Raw genomic sequence first — 16,317 nt, forward strand, 5'->3', positions numbered from 1 at the left:
CGAACCACGCTTCACGTTAGATTTGGGGAACACATTGGATCAGGGAAAAGCTATCAGTTCGGACACATGGAAGTCGCTGCTCCGTCCAGCCTGGCGTCGCTTGCCCCAAAAGCAACAGCGAAAATTTCGCAGGGCCCTTCACACTGCAACGCCTTTGCTCGTCTCACGACGTTTTTTCCAGGGACGCATCCCAGGTCTTCAAGCGCATGTGTCGATTCTTCTTTTGGCTACCGACCAAACTGCTACTATCTCGACCATTGACAGCCTTTTTCGCTCCACGTTCTTTGAGCTCAGCGTCACGGTCGCGGTACCCGCAGGCGATGATCTGGCTGCATGGACCAATGGGAAACTCAAACCGGTTGCTCGTCAGGTTTCATGGTTGCGGGTCACCAGTGATGGTGAGCTGTCCACGTCAAGAGATTGGCTGTCAACTATAACCACCCCTTACGTCATGATTCTGCGTGGCGGCGAACAGTTGAACCAGCAATTCATCAAACGCGCAATTGCGAGCCATAAAACCGAGGGATGGGACTTCATCGCAGGCACCGTCGCGGTCAAACGCGGCAATCAATTTGTCGCGTCTTTGTGGCCCGCTGACACCAACGGTCGTGTGTACGATACTGACGCCATCGACCAAAATCCGGAATTTCTGGCCGATACTCAGCTGGGCAACAAGCTGTTCTCAACCCACTTCATGACCAGGCTCCTGGCATCACTTTCGCCGCAGACCCTTCTGCAAATGCGTGAGTTGTCTGAGCTTGCCTACGCACATGCGGACTCATTTGACCGACTGGACGTCCCTGCGCTGCGGATTCCCGCCCCCACGGGAATCCGCAGCCTTGGCAGGGTGTGGCTGTGTGAGCAAGAGTTCATGCAGAGGGTTGTTGGTTCGACGGCCGAGTTGTCGACGGCACTGTCTGAGAAATTGACCGGCGCCACATACACTGCATGGCTCACCCGTAAGATCGGAATGGGCTTGTTTCCATTCTTTGAGGTCGTACCTCGAGTGGACGCTGGATACTGGGAAATCCTTCAGGATTCCGTCGCATCCATGGCTGGCCCAACCAACATCCAATGGACACTGCTCCCGATTCACCAAAGACTCCTGCTATGGAGCATGATCACCAATAACCGCGACGATGTTGAAACCATTTCCATCTCGCGCAGCGATTATTCATCTAGCTTTGCGGTGAATGAAATTGCCGGAGAGCTCCTCTGCCAACCGGAATACCTCGAACGGCTGCAGATCACGCAGTCCGACGAACTGTTGCGCTTCTCCCCGGCAGACCACCGCGTAGTTGCCAAATTGACGAGCTTTTCGTGGCGCGATGACGGTTCTGTGGACATCAGCGGCTACGCATATGTGAAAGGACTCGACCCGGCTCTGGGGTCCAGTAAACTCAGCGCGTCTGCCGTCGCTCCTGACGGCATTTCAGAACAGGCGATCCAAATCACGGCTGTCCGCGATGAAACCATCGATTGGACAGCCAACGACAATTGGACCAGCTACGCCGAATCTGGTTTCCAATTCACCGTCCAACCACGTGAGCTGTTCGCCAATCTCGACTTTGCCGATGTCACCCGCTGGTCCCTGAAGCTCGTGCTCACTGTCTATGGGCAAGAATTCACAGATTTCACCGTATTGCGCGATACCGTCGGGGCCGGTGGACTCGTGCCCATCGGACCAATGGTTGCGGACGAGCGTCTGGCGCTCGAACACACCTCCGCTGGCGGGCTCACCCTGGTAAGAGTCAAGCACCATCTGGTGGCCAAGCAGCTGCGGACCGGCAACGACCGGAACATCACCCTTGACATTACAACCACGAGTCCAGAGCTATTCAGGCTCAAGCCAGTATTTGTAGCCGAATGCACACGGGCAGGGAAACGTTTGCGCCAAACCTTGGAATTTGATGCCCAGGGCCATGCGGTGGTCAATTTGACGTTGCCAAGCATGCCAGCGGCCACTCGCGACTTTGACCCCCAGTTGTGGGATCTCGCGGTGCGCCGCAACGATGGCCAGCTCATTCCCATTGCGTATGCCGCAGGCACTTACGAAATTGCCCGGGAGTCCGACCCGTCAGCGAGACTGCATTTCGAACAAACTGGTCATGGCTTCCTGAAGATGTCTGAAACCAAGAGTCTGATCCTGGCGGATTCCGTCAGCTTGGTTGATTCAGAAAAAGCTCTGAGGATCACGGGTACATGGTCGTCGGGTGCCTCCCCCGAGCCACAGCTGGTGCTGCACAGCAGCAAAGGCACCATTCGTCCCGAATCCATGGAAATCGTCCATACTTCCTCCACATCAGGGACCTTTGTGGTGTCATTCCCGCTAACCCACGACGACTGGTCAACCGGGACGGTGTACAAAGAGTCCGGGGCGTACAGCCTCCGCCTTGTCGCTGACAAGGATGGTTCCGTGTCAAGCAACTGGATTGGAGCAACAGTTACGCTCCAGCAAACGATGCCGCGCCGTATCCACGGGCAAAATGTGGAGATCGGCGTTTCCCGCACCAGTTCCACGGCGGCCCTGGTGATTCACATGCGCCCCGCACTCAGACCGGATGAAATCGGCCGCTACAACCAGCAACAATTGCGGGCAGGCCAAAACCACAGTTCCCTCAAGGCAAACACGGCCCTCTTCATGTGTTTCGGCGGAAAACGGGCCACTGATAGTCCGCGCAGAATCTTTGAGTCGCTGCATCACATGGAACCGGCTCCGACTATCCGTTGGGCTGTTGTGGACGGCTCCGTTCCGGTCCCTGACGGCGCCATCAAAACGGTGATTGGATCAGCGGAATGGTTCGAGGCCCTGGCCACGTCTGAGTTGCTGGTGAACAACAACAACTTTCCGTTCTATTTCCGGAAACGTAAAGGCCAGACCTACATCCAGACGTGGCACGGCACCCCGTTGAAGCGTTTGGGAAACGATGTCGCCCGAACCAACTTCTCCTTGTCATACTGGAACCTCATGTGGCGCGAAGCCGGTTACTGGGACACCTTGCTGGCACAGAACGACTACGCAGCCAAGACGCTCGCCACGTGCTTTGGCTTCGAAGGACGCGTGGTCAAGCAGGGATATCCGCGAAATGACTCGCTCAGATCACCTGAAGCGGCACTAATCCGGGAACGGACCAGACAACATCTGGGCATCCCCCACGGCAAAAAAGTCCTTCTCTACACACCCACGTGGCGTGACGACAAGAGAACCAACAATGACTACCAACTCGTCACATACCTGGACTTCGCACGGGTCCAGGAGCTCCTCGGTGACGACTACGTTATTCTGCTCCGCGGCCACCACAACGTCTCAGGACAGCGTCAAACGGCCGGAAACAATTTCATCATCGACGCAACCGAGTACCCCGAGGTTAACGATCTCTACCTGGCAGCAGACATCCTCATCAACGACTATTCATCAGTCATGTTTGATTTTTGTGTCACAAGAAAGCCGATCATCTATCTGACTCCGGATATAGTGCAGTACCGCGACTCGACACGAGGCTTCTATTTTGACCTCGAGTCCCTGGCCCCGGGCCCTCTGCTGACAACCACTGAAGAAGTCATCGAGGCCATAGTCAACGTCGAGTCCGTCCAGGATCGTTACAAGAAGCGCTACAACAATTTTGTTGACATGTTTGCACCAAATTGTGATGGCCAAGCGACGCAACGCACCGTTCAAGAGCTGTCCGAGTTCCTTGAATTCTTCAGCAAGTTCTACAAGGAGAAATAGATGCGCCTGTGGAAAAAACCACGAACAAGTCACCCAACTCTTCCCGCAGGTCAACACTATGCCGTCACCTGGGCGATCTCCAGTCAATTCGGCGGGATGACCAATGTCCTATTTCAGAGGTCTCAGGCCATATCAAGACTTGGGCGTCACCCTATTGACATATTGACCTTTGACTATAACGAAGCATATCCGTCCATTCGCAAAAATCTTGAGCGGGACGGCTATCTCGTCAAGGGTCTGAAAATCTTGAATATGTGGGAGCAATTCGCTGACTCCAATCGCATCCCAAATCTTCCCAGTCCTACGGTTCTAAACGCAGACGCCTTCACCCCTCTGGACGATTCCTATCCAATCAAGAGAAGCAGTGCGACGGCAGACGGTCGGACCCGGCGGATGAGAGTGGACGCTGAAACAGGGAAACCCCTTCAGACTGACTACTACCGTTCCAATGGAACCCTCTACGTCTCAGACCGACTCGATGGGTTGTCTGCGGAGGGGAACCCCACCCGGAGCATTTACTTCTGCGACATGAACGGCATTCCCATCCGTCGCTGGAACACGACGGCACAGATGTATCATGCATGGCTCGACGCAGTGTCGGGCAGGCAGCAGGCGTACTACATTGTTGACAGCAAGTTCTCCGCGAAGTTCATGAGCAGCTATCGCAGGCCGTCTGCGGTCATCATGCATCTGGTTCACGGCTCCCACCTGGCGAAGGCAATCGACGGGCCGCAGTCGCGCCTGAGCAGCGGCCGTATCGGATCCCTTGCGAAGCTGGATCAGTATGACGCCCTAGTTTTTTTGACCCAAGAACAATGCGACGACGCACTTGAGAGATTTCAAGGTGCGGACAACTTCTGCGTCATCCCGAACAGCCGGCCTTCTGTTGATGCAAACAGCATCGATTTCTCGCGAGACCCAAATTCCGTGGTGTTGGTGGCTCGCTTGGTTGGAGGCAAGAGGATCGACCATGCCATTCGTGCAGTGGTCCAGGCCCGATCCGAATCCGGACTTCAACTGACCCTTGATATATACGGTGAAGGCGACGACCATGACAGGCTGCATAAGCTGGTTGCAGAACTGGGCGCCGAGCAGTTCGTCAGACTCCGCGGCCATACGGAGTCCATAGACAGTGTCTTTGCCCGGACCTCCATGTCGCTAATGACCAGCTCAGCCGAGGGATTTGGTCTTGTTCTCGTGGAGAGCCTTGCCCACGGGTGCATCCCCATTACGTATGACATCAAGTACGGCCCCTCCTTCATTGTCACTGATGGCGTTGACGGTTTCTTGATCAAGGATGGTGATGTCGAAGCATTGGCAAAGTCCATCATTGACACCCGGAACTTGTCGGCCCAGGAGGCGGGGACCCTGCGGCTGAACGGCATCACAGGTGTTTCGCGCTTCACTGACGAAGCTATCTATGAACTGTGGGTGGACGAGATGCGCGCGGCTGCTGATCGAAAGGCCCTGCCGAGTCCCTCTCTTTCACTCAGCATCGTTGATAGTGGGGTTATCTTCAGGTCAGGTGGTGACACTGTGTTGTACGCGGAAGCGGACCATATATCAAACGTAGACAGCCCTATCTCTCACTTTGCCGTGCTTATCAACAGAAACGATGGCTCCTGGCACCGTGTGCCTGTTTCAAAGATCGAGGAACGGTCAACCACCACCTACATGGAGTTTTCATTCTCAACAGCGATCATTTCCAACATCGAGGGAGAAATCATGGATGCGTTCGTTGAGAGCCGGTCCCTGAATACTCGGATCCAGACCAGGGTTCCATTCGAGTCAGTTTCCGGGCGCCTTCAGGTTTACTCCACCAAATACGGAAACCTGAGCTTTCGCTGAATACAGGCAAGAAAACGCTGAGTGCACTTTGCCCGAAATGGAAACGACACCCCAACGATTGATAGCTTCTGGTTACATCAGGTTTGAGATGCGCCATGTTGTTGGGATCGGGTTAGGCGAGCTCGGCACCATGAGCGGCATAGTTGTCAACCAGAACGACCCCACGGCACAGGCACGCGCCGAGATCACGCTGACACTGCCGGCCCAGGCCGCGGCGGGCACCATGACCCTGATGGCCGGAGCGAGCTTGAAGTCCGAGGTCTCCACCCGCATCGACGGCCAGGAAAACAACGGCGAACCCCTGGGTACCCGGGGCAAGATCCCCGGCTTCATGGCCGGCGACCAGACGTTCACCATCGCTCTGAGCTCCGGTACGGCAACCATCCTGAACTTCACGTTCCAACCTCACCACAGCTTCACCAATTGACGTACGACGGCGGCACCCACCCGGGTGCCGCCGTTTGCGTTTTTGCGGTGGTCCCGCAGGCGCATTATTAGAACCGCCGTGCCGCGCATATCACGCATCAACCATTGGAGTTTGGCCGTTAGAATGGGCCAATGCCTGCCATCAGAAAGCCCCGCAAGAAGACCGTCTTAATCACCGGCGCAATCTTGTTGGCTCTTTTTTTGGGCTGGCTCATCGCCGCTTTTCAACTGTTCTACAACGTCCACACAACGGCACCAAAGCAAGCTGATGCGGTGGTCATGCTGGGTGGCGCCAGCAAGGAACGAATGCTGGAGGCCATGATGCTTCGATTCGACTTGAAGGCGCCCTACCTAGTGCTTTCAAACACCGACACTCCGGGCAACGCCAGCGCAGACGACTACTGCGACACCCACAGCAACAAAAAAATTTACCCGGATGTGATTTGCTTCACCCCCAAGCCGATGGACACCCGCGGAGAGTCCGTGGCACTGGCTGAATTAGCAAAGGAGTACCAGTGGAAGAACGTGACCATTGTCACGTCTAGCTACCACATCCAGCGGGCCGGGCTGCTGATGAACCAGTGCGTTGACGCAGACGTCGCCATGGTGTCAACAACGCCGCAGTTCACCCCCTGGCAGTGGTTCCGCAGGTTCATCATTGAGACAGGTGGCCTCATTGACGTCACTCTGAACCCCCAGTGCGAGACCAAGTCCACCGATTAGTAGAGCCTTAGGATCAATCAATGAGCATTCTGACGACACTTGAGGCATTCGAAGACGAGCGTGGCAACAGAATTCTCTATGAGGGAGTCATAGAGAAAACATCAAGGTCAACTTCCGGGGATCCAACAACACCTTCGCCCTTCACGCGAAGGTCTCCTTGCACGCGCTGCATGCAAACTTCGATTGCGACAACGGTAGGATTGAAATCGGCAGCCACCATGGCGTCACTCCCCTCAAGGCCCACATTCGCGTTGGCCAGGATTCCACTGTCATCATCGGCAACAACGTCTCAAACACCAGTACGGTGACCATTAACGCTGTTGAGGGCACCAAGGTGACCATCGGAAATGACTGCATGTTGTCGTCCCAGGTGGAAATCCGAACAGACGACGCCCACCCTATCTTCGACGTACGCACCGAGAAGCGCAGCAATCCGTCACGATCGATGCGCATTGGCAACCACGTCTGGCTGGCCCGCGGCTCTGCCGTGCTCGGCGGAGCATCCGTCGCAGACGGTTCCATTTTGGGCTTTGGGAGCATCCTCACAGGCCAGATCCCCAACAACTGCATCGCTGTGGGTACACCAGCAAAAGTTATTCGCCGAGACGTTGCATGGGAACGACCGCACCTGTCATTACGCGAGCCTTTATACAAGCCTGACGCAAGCTCCATCGAGAAGTCGGAGTACTGGGATCTCACTGATGACGGTGATCTGCTGAATGTTCCCGCCTTGAATCCTACAAAGCCTAAGTCATCAGGATGGCTCACTTCCAAGGCCAGCTCCCTTCGCGCCAAAGCCTGGCGGCTCCGCCGGCGATTGCTTGCGCGCTGATCAGTGAGACGCCCCTCATCTCCTGCGAATGGGCACTCCTGACAAGCCAAGTGGATTATACTGGGCAAAGTCCATGTCCACTTTCATTGGGGGAATAATGCCCGTCATCATGCCGATCTACGGCACGCGTCCAGAAGCCATCAAGATGGCTCCGATTGTTGCAGCCCTGAATGCATCAGAGGACTTCGACTGCGTCGTAACGGTAACGGGCCAGCACCGCGAAATGCTTGACCAGGTCAACGATCTGTTCGGCATCACCCCGGACCATGATCTGGACATCCTCCAGCACGGACAGTCACTGTCAGATATTTTGACCCGCACCATAAATGGCTTGGACAAGCTCTTTGCCGAATCCAAACCGGATGCGGTGGTGGTCCAGGGCGACACCACCACCTCCACTGCTGGCGCCATCGCGGCGTTCTACCGTGGCATCCCGGTTGTGCATGCCGAGGCCGGACTGCGTAGCCACAACCTGTTTTCCCCGTTCCCAGAAGAAGCAAACAGGAAGATCACCACCCAGATTGCTAGCCTGCATCTCGCACCAACCAGCACCAGCAAGGCTAATCTGCTCGCTGAATCAGTGAACGCTGCAGACATCGTCGTCACCGGCAACACCGTCATCGACGCACTGCTAACCACCGTGGACAAACAGATCCCCTTCACTGATCCAGCTTTGGAAGACCTCGCTGCCAGCGGCCAGAAGATCCTTCTCGTCACCACGCACCGGCGGGAAAACCAGGGCGATGCCATGCGCGGGGTTGGGCGGGCATTGGCCCGCATCGCCAAGACGGAACCTGAGCTGATGATTGTCCTTCCGATCCACAAGAATCCTGTAGTGCGGGATGCAGTACTGCCAGCTCTTGAAGGCCTGCACAATGTTATGGTCACGGAACCACTGGGATACGGCGAGTTCACTCGCATGCTGTCATTGGCGTATGTAGTCCTCACCGACTCCGGTGGAGTCCAGGAGGAAGCGCCCAGCTTAGGCAAGCCCGTATTGGTCATGCGAGAGAATACTGAGCGACCCGAGGCCCTCGTGGCCGGCACCGTAAAGCTGATTGGGACCGATGAGGAACGGATCGTCACCGAGGTCAACCAGCTCCTTCACGACCCCGCACACTTTGAAGCCATGGCCACAGCCGTCAATCCGTATGGCGACGGCCATGCCGCCGCTCGCACCGTGGCCGCCATCGCGCAGCTGCTTGGCATCGGAGCGCGCATCACCGACTTCGATTCCTAAACTGTTGTGGCTCGGACAGGTCCGGGCCATAGCAGTTTTTGCCGACGCATCAGCTCCGGAACAATGTACCGGTCTCTCGTGTGAACAAGTCGTCCAAGCCCAGCAGCCCGTGGGTCGGCGCCAACACTCGTTCCTTTGTTTGCACGTTCGCCAAGCCAAAACCGCAAGAGCGATCGTTTTCCACCAGCAGCTCGAGAGGCATGTGCTGACCTTGGACCTCAAGCGTTTCCAAGTGGTCCAGCGCCGGCCCAAATAAAGCGTCGTCGGTGGACACGTATCGACCATAGTGTCTCCCAAAAGAGCCAACTCCAGATCGTCTAGCACGCGATCTACTCAAGCGTCCGGGGCTGCTGGACGTAGATGATGGTGTTTTAGTTCCGCGCGCACCTCCAGGATGACTCGGCCGACTTTGTATCTCATCATCAGTCCTTTGGCCGATGCCTGACACCCCACTTTGGAGCGCAGCAAGCCCTCTCTGTTTCCTGCATCTGGTGATCACAGCGGGTACACACTGGTGACACGGCCAATGTGCTCATCGAATACGACCTTCCAAACAACAGGGCCTCATGCTACCCCGTGGACCCCTTCGGTGGCTGCAAAGCCACTGCACACAAGAAGCGGCTGGCGTACGACCTCTCACGGCATTGAAAATGCCGGTCCGGTCAACTGTTGAAAAGTCAAAGGATTCTCGCACATCACGGAATGCACAAACACCGCGTAAATGCATGAATTCATGAACGTCAAGTAGCAAGTTTGCCCGGCGTTCAGCTAAGCTCAATGTGGGGTTTACCTACGTGCACACTGCTATAACCAAACAGACCTTTTGTGCACCTTGGCTCCCACCCCTCTAACGCATCAATGGGAAGACGGAAAATAATGACTGTTCAGGCTGTAATTCTTGCTGCAGGCATGGGAACGCGACTAGCACGCCCACACCCCAAGCCAATGACTGAGCTCGACGATGGCCGCACAATCATGCACCAGCAGCTGAACAACTTACAGTCGACCTTTGGCAAGAAACTTCGTCTCTCCATAGTTGTCGGTTTCAAGATGGAACAAATCATGGAACATGTTCCAGACGCCTCCTTCGTCTACAACGAGAACTTTGACCAGACCAACACGTCCAAGAGCCTTCTCAAAGCTTTAAAGAACTCTCCCAAAGGCGGCGTCCTCTGGATGAACGGCGACGTGGTGTTCGACCCCCAAATCCTCGAAACCCTCTGTGAATACATCAAAACCGGACAATCCTTCATCACAGTCGACGTCTCGTCCGTCTCCGATGAGGAAGTCAAATACACCATCGATGCAGATGGATTCATCGACCAACTCTCCAAACGAGTAGCCCACAACGACGCACTCGGCGAAGCCGTTGGAATTAACTACGTCTCCAAAAAAGACAAGAAAAAGTTCATCAAGCGCCTCGAGCAAGTTGAGGAGCAGGACTACTTTGAGGGCGGCATCGAACTGACTATCAAGGAAGATGGCGTTCAATGGCTCCCCGTGGACATCAGCAAGTACTACGCAGTCGAAGTCGACTTCCCTGAAGATCTGGAACGCGCGAACGCTAGCATCTAAACTGCAATATTCTTGTGGCCCCACCCAAACAGATGCGTCTATGGCGTCACGCTCAAGTCAGTCCTTGCCTGCATCGCAGCCGCAACCTCAACGGCCGTCGTCGCATGACTGCAGGTCTGGAGTTTGCCGGCAATCACATCGATCTCACACGTGGGTAATTCCCAAACGAGTCCTCACTTGAAACAGTACAGCTCGCCACAATCCGCCTTACACGACACGGCAAGATAGCTATCGCACTGGCTACAAGAACCAGCCCGCAGCCATTTACCAGGCCAGCTGGCACAGACTAGCAGTCAAGGTTCGCACCACGCGTAGGCTACAAATATAAGATCACAGAACGGATGTGCCATGCCGACGATCGCGTCTAATATTTAGATTTTTCGTCGTCACAAACTAGAATTGACAGAGTTTGCCATCAACAGCAGACCAGTCTATGGTGCCATGATACAAGTTGGGACACAATAATGTTCGGTTGGAAAATACTGTACGCCGCTGGGCGTCAATGTGAGAAGCTCAATCAGTTCGGTTTAGCTGAAAGCTTGTACAAGTGCATGCTGGCGACTACGGAGAAGTCAAATGCGACAGTAAACTATCGACTTGGGCATTTATACTTCTCTAGAAAAAAGTATGAACTGGCTGCGTCTTATATAGGCACGGCAGTATCATTAAAACCTTCGATTCCCACCTGGAATTACAGACTCGGCTTCATCAACGAACGGCTAAATAAATACACGGAAGCCGAAGCTCTATACAGAGCTGGGATTGAACTCAGCTCAGATAAGAGCCAATGGTACTACCGTCTGGCCAAGACTCAACTGGCGCAGAATAAAAATATGGATGCCATTGAATCTCTTCGATTGGCATCAGATCTAGACCCAAATAATAGACAGTTCATTGACGTCCTATTATCTGCCATCAACATCAAAAGCGCCAAGTGGGAGACGCTTTCCTACCTATTAAAAATGGCTGAAGCTCCTCGCGAAGACCCCTATTTGCAATACCGTATTGCACGTTTATATGATGATATGCATCAGCTCGAAGCAGCCGCACCTTTCTATAAAATTGCGAACAGAAATAGTGACAATGCCTGGTGGCTTTATTACGAAGGTTACTGTCTCCAGCGACTTTCTGAAGAAGCCAAAAGCGCGGAATGCTTCCAAAAAGCAATCCTCTTGGATTCCCAACTAATGTCGCAGGAATTAGGCATAGGCGCTTTCCATCAAAAAATCGGTAATTGGCCCGCCGCAAGAACTGCTTATGAAGATAGGCTAAGTAACACCGAAGCGACACCCAACTTGCTCCACAGTGCAGGATTAAGCTATGACCGAACTTACGACTGGGACGCAGCTGTTGAGAAATATGAACAGGCGCTACTACTCAAGCCGGATGCTGCGAACACTCACTTCCGTTTGGCCTACTGCTTTGAGCAGACAAACAATCTAGACCGAGCAATAACTGCATATAAGGCCGCCATCGCGGCAGCAGTATCTGCGCCCAAGCATTATCACTACCGACTAGCCCACTGCCTCGAACGAATGGGGCGGTTTGCAGATGCAGTCGAAGCTCACCTGTTGCATGCGCCTGACTCCGCCTCGTTTACAAATCAGATACGCAATCTTGCATCAGAACAACCAAAGGCTACTGATCCTACAGCAAACGACAGTGTTCAGTCCTGGACTGATTATCTCAGGGATGCCCGGGACGCAGCACTAAGAGAAGACTGGCGAGAGGCATCCCGACTCATATTTAACGCCACCATGCGTCGCAATGACTTTAATAGGGCGCTGTACTACGAAGCTGGTTATTACCATTCCCTCGCAGGCGATCACGAGTCGGCCTGTGGATTCTTTCGTCAAACAGAAACATATCAATCTGCTGGGGATATGGAGCATGCGCTGTCGAGCAAGACCCACCATCTAAAAGCTGCGAAGGCCTACACGGCATATAGGGAGACTCTAGACATTCGCAATGACTTCGTTCTCTACGAAAGTCACATGGGGGCATCAGTCGACTGCAACCCGCTGGCGATATATAACGAGCTCCAACAAGATGGCAGCTACTCTAACCTTACCCATGTTTGGGTGATTAGCGATATAGATATCGTGCCAATCGAAGTTAAAGTCAACGCAAAAGTAATCCTTGTTGAGAAGAACAGCGATTTGTACAGACGCTATCTTGCAACGTGTGAATATCTGATTAATAATGTCACATTCCAAAACTACTTCATTCGCCGTTCCGAGCAAAAGTATCTAAACACTTGGCATGGAACCCCGATAAAGACATTGGGCAAAGACATTAATTCTGGTTTTCTCCAGCACTCAAATGTAGCCAGAAACTTCTTGCAAGCAAGTCACATCTTGACTTCCAATATCCATACTGCCCAGACACTGGTCAGGCAGCACGATATCGATAATATTATCACCGCAAAAGTCGGGTATACGGGATATCCTCGGACAGACATCACAGTCAACGCAAGCAAGTTCAAGATGGATTCAATAAAAAAACTTCTTCGCATCCCAGTAGACAGTCAGCTTCCCATTGTCCTTTATGCACCCACTTGGAGAGGTGACACAAATAACCAATATTTCGATACAGAAAAGTTGTGTTCTGATCTCGCTGCGCTGAATGCGCTGAACTGTCATTTCATCTTCAGGGGTCACCCGCTAATGGAAAAAGCCCTTGATGGGCTAAATGCCGATTATATATCCGCACCCAAGGGCATTGACTCCAATTCCCTATTGTCAATTGTCGATGTTTTGATCACAGACTATTCCAGTATCATATTTGACTTCCTTCCCACTGGACGTCCAATATGTTTATACGCCTATGACGAGAATGACTACAAAGCTGAACGCGGATTGTACCTGGAACTCGATGAACTTCCAGCGCGAGTTTCCAGGTCTATCGGCGAACTCTGTCGTGACGTTGAAGTGTCATTTCAAGGTCATAATGTCCCTAGCAATGTCTACGCCGATGCCATAAAACTTTATGCTCAAAAAGATGACGGTTTTGCCGCCAAGAGGGCAATAGATTTTTTCTTTGGAAACAATGACGAGCATCTGATGGGCTTCGGCACCGACTCCCGAACGTCGCTTCTATTCAGAGCTAGTCTTATCCCTAATGGTGTAACATCCTCGTTCCTCAACTTGCTTTCGCAACTGGATCCCGATCGATACATTGTAAGTATCGTTCTGGACCCTGCTGCCTTTAATTCTGATGCAGACCGACTTCAAAAAGTAAATGAACTGCCAGGCCACGTCCGCGTTCTGGGTCGTATCGGCCATAAAGTTTTTGGCCCTGAAGAGGCTTGGCTAGACACTACGTTGACCCGATGTGGCAATTTGACTTCCCCTGTACAGTGGAACCGGTATCTCGCCGCATGTTCACGCGAATATCAAAGAGTATTCGGTAGGGCAGAATTTGACGCAGTTATTGAATTTGACGGCTACTCCCTCTTCTGGGGATCTTTGCTTGCGGGTGGCTCTGCTGACGGCACGAAGAGTCTCATTTACCAGCACAGCGACATGAAGCGGGAATGGCTAACTCGGGCGGGCTACTTGACCGCCATATTTAATATTTACAGATACTTTGATCACATTGTCTCAGTTTCGGAAACTATCGCTAAGATTAATCGTGACAACCTCGCCGACGATTTCTGCATTGAAGGTGATTCGTTTGTGGCCTGCAACAACCAGTTGGATATTCCGAAGATTCTAAGTCAAAGTTCGGAACCTCTCGACTCAGATATTTCCACTTGGATAGGAGATTCCGAGAGGGTATTTTGTACTATCGGGCGATTGTCTGTTGAGAAGAATCATCGTAAGTTGATCGGAGCTTTCGTTCGAGAATTGAGTGTCCACCAGCATTCAAAACTCGTCGTAGTGGGAGACGGCCCTTTGCGCAGCGATTTAGAATTACTTGTAAAAACACTCCAAATGCAAGAAAGTATCTTAATCGCAGGATCTCGAAGAAACCCATTCCCAGTTCTAAAGCGGTCAGATCTCTTTCTACTATCCTCAGACCATGAAGGCCAGCCTATGGTTCTTCTTGAAGCACTAGTTTTGGACAAGGCCATCATATCTGTAGATATCCCCGGGGCGGCCAGTATCCTTGACGGTACGTCTGGAGTACTAGTTGACAATAGTATCGAGGGTCTCGCCACTGGAATGAAGAATTTCTCCACCAACACCCCACTGGATCATGGCTTCGATGCTCAGGCTTACCAGCAACAGGCGTTGAGCTCTTTCGAAAGCCTCGTGGGATAGAGGACCGCATGCCTCACGACGTCGGAGATACTCGGGTATTTGTTGTCGGATGTTTGCCAAGGTTTTGATTCTGCAGAGCAGGATTAACTTGGTGTTGAGGTAGCGGTCCGGTTACGGATTCTAGCGACTGCTGCCACGACTCCGGCTAGTGTGCGAGGCGCGGAGTATCTTGCTCGAGGTGCCGGGCTGGGCTGTGTTGATGTCGTATTTCTATTCTCGTTATGGACCCGAAGCATCAGCGTGTAGGCATCCTGGGAGACGGCACGGGCCGAGCTGATGTGGGTGGGGATACCCTGCCAATCGTCATAGCTGTGGTGAGGGTATCTATGCAGGTGCCGTCCCTAATTAGTGTTAGCCGTCACGTTATTTGACGATGGCGTCGTCGCTTTTGTTGTCGACCAGATTGATGGGTTTGGTCGCCATCGTGAAGCGGTGGTCGTCGTGGCTGCCGGTAAGGTGAACCGCCATTTTACCTAGTCGTCCTGGTGACGCCGGTTGCTGGGCACAGCAGAGCGAACCCTCATGACATTTTCATGTGAGCAGCGGAGGGGTCAGCAGGATATCTCGTGTGATGTTGTGGCCGATCACGGCCCAGGCGGCTGCTCGGGGTCCACGCGATTCTGCCAGACCGGTGCGGCTCCGACAAGATGTTCAGACTCCAACCGAACATTCTCGGCCACTGCTTGGTGGTGGGACAGCGATAAGATTCCTGCTACGTCAGCAGTACTTTCAGGCCAGTTCGGCAGCATCTTTGGCCGGCAGACGTGACGATGGTTCCGACGATGAGATTGGGGAGGGGGCACGTGTTCCATGTTCTTAGGCACGGCCTTGAACAATTGCTGCACTCCTTGGCTGGCGGGGCAAGACGGGAGGCAGGGCCCAGGCGCCCCACGCATGTCCAACCACCCGCAGTGCCCGTCGGCCGGACTTCTTTGGAGCGCTTGATTTCGAGCCCCAATACTTGCCATGATTTGCTGCCACACTGGTAAGAATCTTTACACTCAAATGGCCGGTCCTTGACACCCGCCGAAACACACTTAGGGCAGATCATGATGCCAGAGGCAAGGCGGAATACGTGCTCCACTGCCCGCTTGTACAGCCAGTGGTTGTGGGTTTCCGGCACGCGTCGCAGCCAGCGGCGCACAGTCGAGACGGGGCCGGCACATGTGGGCTGCGATCGTGCGGTACCCGATGCCGGAGGCCTTGGCTGCCAGTGCGGTACCGATTACCTCGAGGGTATCGGCTCGGCGGACAGTCAGCACCGGCGGCAACAACACCTGGGTACGCCCTCAACCGGTGCAGCCGGCACGCCGTGACCGCACCGTCAGCTCACGCATGGCCCATTCCTCACACGCTGCGGGTGCGAGCGTGCCCGTGGGGGCGCAGCTGCCTCGAACAGCCGGGGCTGGGAATTCCCCACCCAGCAACGCCGCCTCATCCCGCTCGGGACTGCCCACGATCATCATCGTGCCCGGTCCTGCTCGTCTGCCAAACACTCTTTCCAGTGGCTCTTGTCTAGCATGCGCGCTTTGGGAAAGGGCCACCTCGTCTTGAACTCTGACCACCCGCAACGGACAAGTCATATCATCACCGGACGGCCGGACAGATTCGCCTAGACGACATGGCCGCGGCAAGCATTAAGCGCCAACCAGAATGAGAGACTTGGGCGTCACGATGA

At 53.8% G+C, this 16,317-nt stretch carries 10 protein-coding genes; 8 read left to right on the forward strand and 2 right to left on the reverse strand.

Features of this window, described 5'->3' with window-relative positions; translation table 11 throughout:
• Window positions 1–100 precede the first annotated feature (100 nt).
• The 6 genes from art_RS05835 to wecB all read left to right on the forward strand — a co-directional run bounded on the left by art_RS05835 (window position 101) and on the right by wecB (window position 8,799).
• Window positions 101–3,730, forward strand: coding sequence for a CDP-glycerol glycerophosphotransferase family protein (locus art_RS05835; RefSeq protein ID WP_157875162.1), 3,630 nt, complete (start codon window positions 101–103; stop codon window positions 3,728–3,730).
• Window positions 3,731–5,578 carry a glycosyltransferase gene (locus art_RS05840; protein WP_038463125.1) on the forward strand — a complete coding sequence of 616 codons (1,848 nt, stop codon included), beginning with the start codon at window positions 3,731–3,733 and terminating at the stop codon, window positions 5,576–5,578. It begins immediately after the preceding gene.
• Between the two features lie 130 nt (window positions 5,579–5,708).
• The gene (locus art_RS05845; protein WP_157875163.1) at window positions 5,709–6,005 is read left to right on the forward strand and encodes a hypothetical protein; all 297 of its coding nucleotides are present in this window, start codon (window positions 5,709–5,711) and stop codon (window positions 6,003–6,005) included.
• A gap of 131 nt (window positions 6,006–6,136) precedes the next feature.
• Complete coding sequence (locus art_RS05850; RefSeq protein WP_052136047.1) at window positions 6,137–6,727, forward strand: YdcF family protein; 591 nt, start codon at window positions 6,137–6,139, stop codon at window positions 6,725–6,727.
• A 157-nt stretch (window positions 6,728–6,884) separates the two neighbouring features.
• On the forward strand, window positions 6,885–7,559 hold the full coding sequence (locus art_RS05855) for an acyltransferase (protein WP_052136048.1): 675 nt from the start codon (window positions 6,885–6,887) through the stop codon (window positions 7,557–7,559).
• Between the two features lie 97 nt (window positions 7,560–7,656).
• Window positions 7,657–8,799: a non-hydrolyzing UDP-N-acetylglucosamine 2-epimerase gene (gene wecB / locus art_RS05860; protein ID WP_038463130.1), complete on the forward strand. Its 1,143-nt coding sequence runs from the start codon at window positions 7,657–7,659 to the stop codon at window positions 8,797–8,799.
• 49 nt (window positions 8,800–8,848) lie between these two features.
• Here wecB and art_RS22490 read toward each other — a convergent pair whose 3' ends face one another.
• Complete coding sequence (locus tag art_RS22490; protein ID WP_038463133.1) at window positions 8,849–9,073, reverse strand: hypothetical protein; 225 nt, start codon at window positions 9,071–9,073, stop codon at window positions 8,849–8,851.
• Window positions 9,074–9,675: 602 nt separating this feature from the next.
• Between art_RS22490 and art_RS05870 the strand changes: the two genes are divergently transcribed.
• Both art_RS05870 and art_RS21535 read left to right on the forward strand, forming a co-directional pair.
• Complete coding sequence (locus tag art_RS05870) at window positions 9,676–10,374, forward strand: NTP transferase domain-containing protein (RefSeq protein ID WP_038463136.1); 699 nt, start codon at window positions 9,676–9,678, stop codon at window positions 10,372–10,374.
• A 464-nt stretch (window positions 10,375–10,838) separates the two neighbouring features.
• Window positions 10,839–14,639, forward strand: a complete 3,801-nt coding sequence (locus art_RS21535; protein WP_082000128.1) for a CDP-glycerol glycerophosphotransferase family protein — start codon at window positions 10,839–10,841, stop codon at window positions 14,637–14,639.
• A gap of 1,289 nt (window positions 14,640–15,928) precedes the next feature.
• Here art_RS21535 and art_RS22130 read toward each other — a convergent pair.
• Window positions 15,929–16,096, reverse strand: a complete 168-nt coding sequence (locus art_RS22130) for a hypothetical protein (RefSeq protein ID WP_157875164.1) — start codon at window positions 16,094–16,096, stop codon at window positions 15,929–15,931.
• Window positions 16,097–16,317: the final 221 nt, after the last annotated feature.

The sequence above is a fragment of the Arthrobacter sp. PAMC 25486 genome, from assembly GCF_000785535.1.
In the GTDB taxonomy this organism is placed as follows: Bacteria; Actinomycetota; Actinomycetes; order Actinomycetales; family Micrococcaceae; genus Specibacter.

Coding starts and splice junctions, on each gene's coding strand:
- art_RS05840 (WP_038463125.1), top strand. CDS start 3,731: ATGCGCCTGTGGAAAAAACCACGAACAAGTCACCCAACTCTTCCCGCA.
- art_RS05845 (WP_157875163.1), top strand. CDS start 5,709: ATGAGCGGCATAGTTGTCAACCAGAACGACCCCACGGCACAGGCACGC.
- art_RS05850 (WP_052136047.1), top strand. CDS start 6,137: ATGCCTGCCATCAGAAAGCCCCGCAAGAAGACCGTCTTAATCACCGGC.
- wecB (WP_038463130.1), top strand. CDS start 7,657: ATGCCCGTCATCATGCCGATCTACGGCACGCGTCCAGAAGCCATCAAG.
- art_RS05870 (WP_038463136.1), top strand. CDS start 9,676: ATGACTGTTCAGGCTGTAATTCTTGCTGCAGGCATGGGAACGCGACTA.
- art_RS21535 (WP_082000128.1), top strand. CDS start 10,839: ATGTTCGGTTGGAAAATACTGTACGCCGCTGGGCGTCAATGTGAGAAG.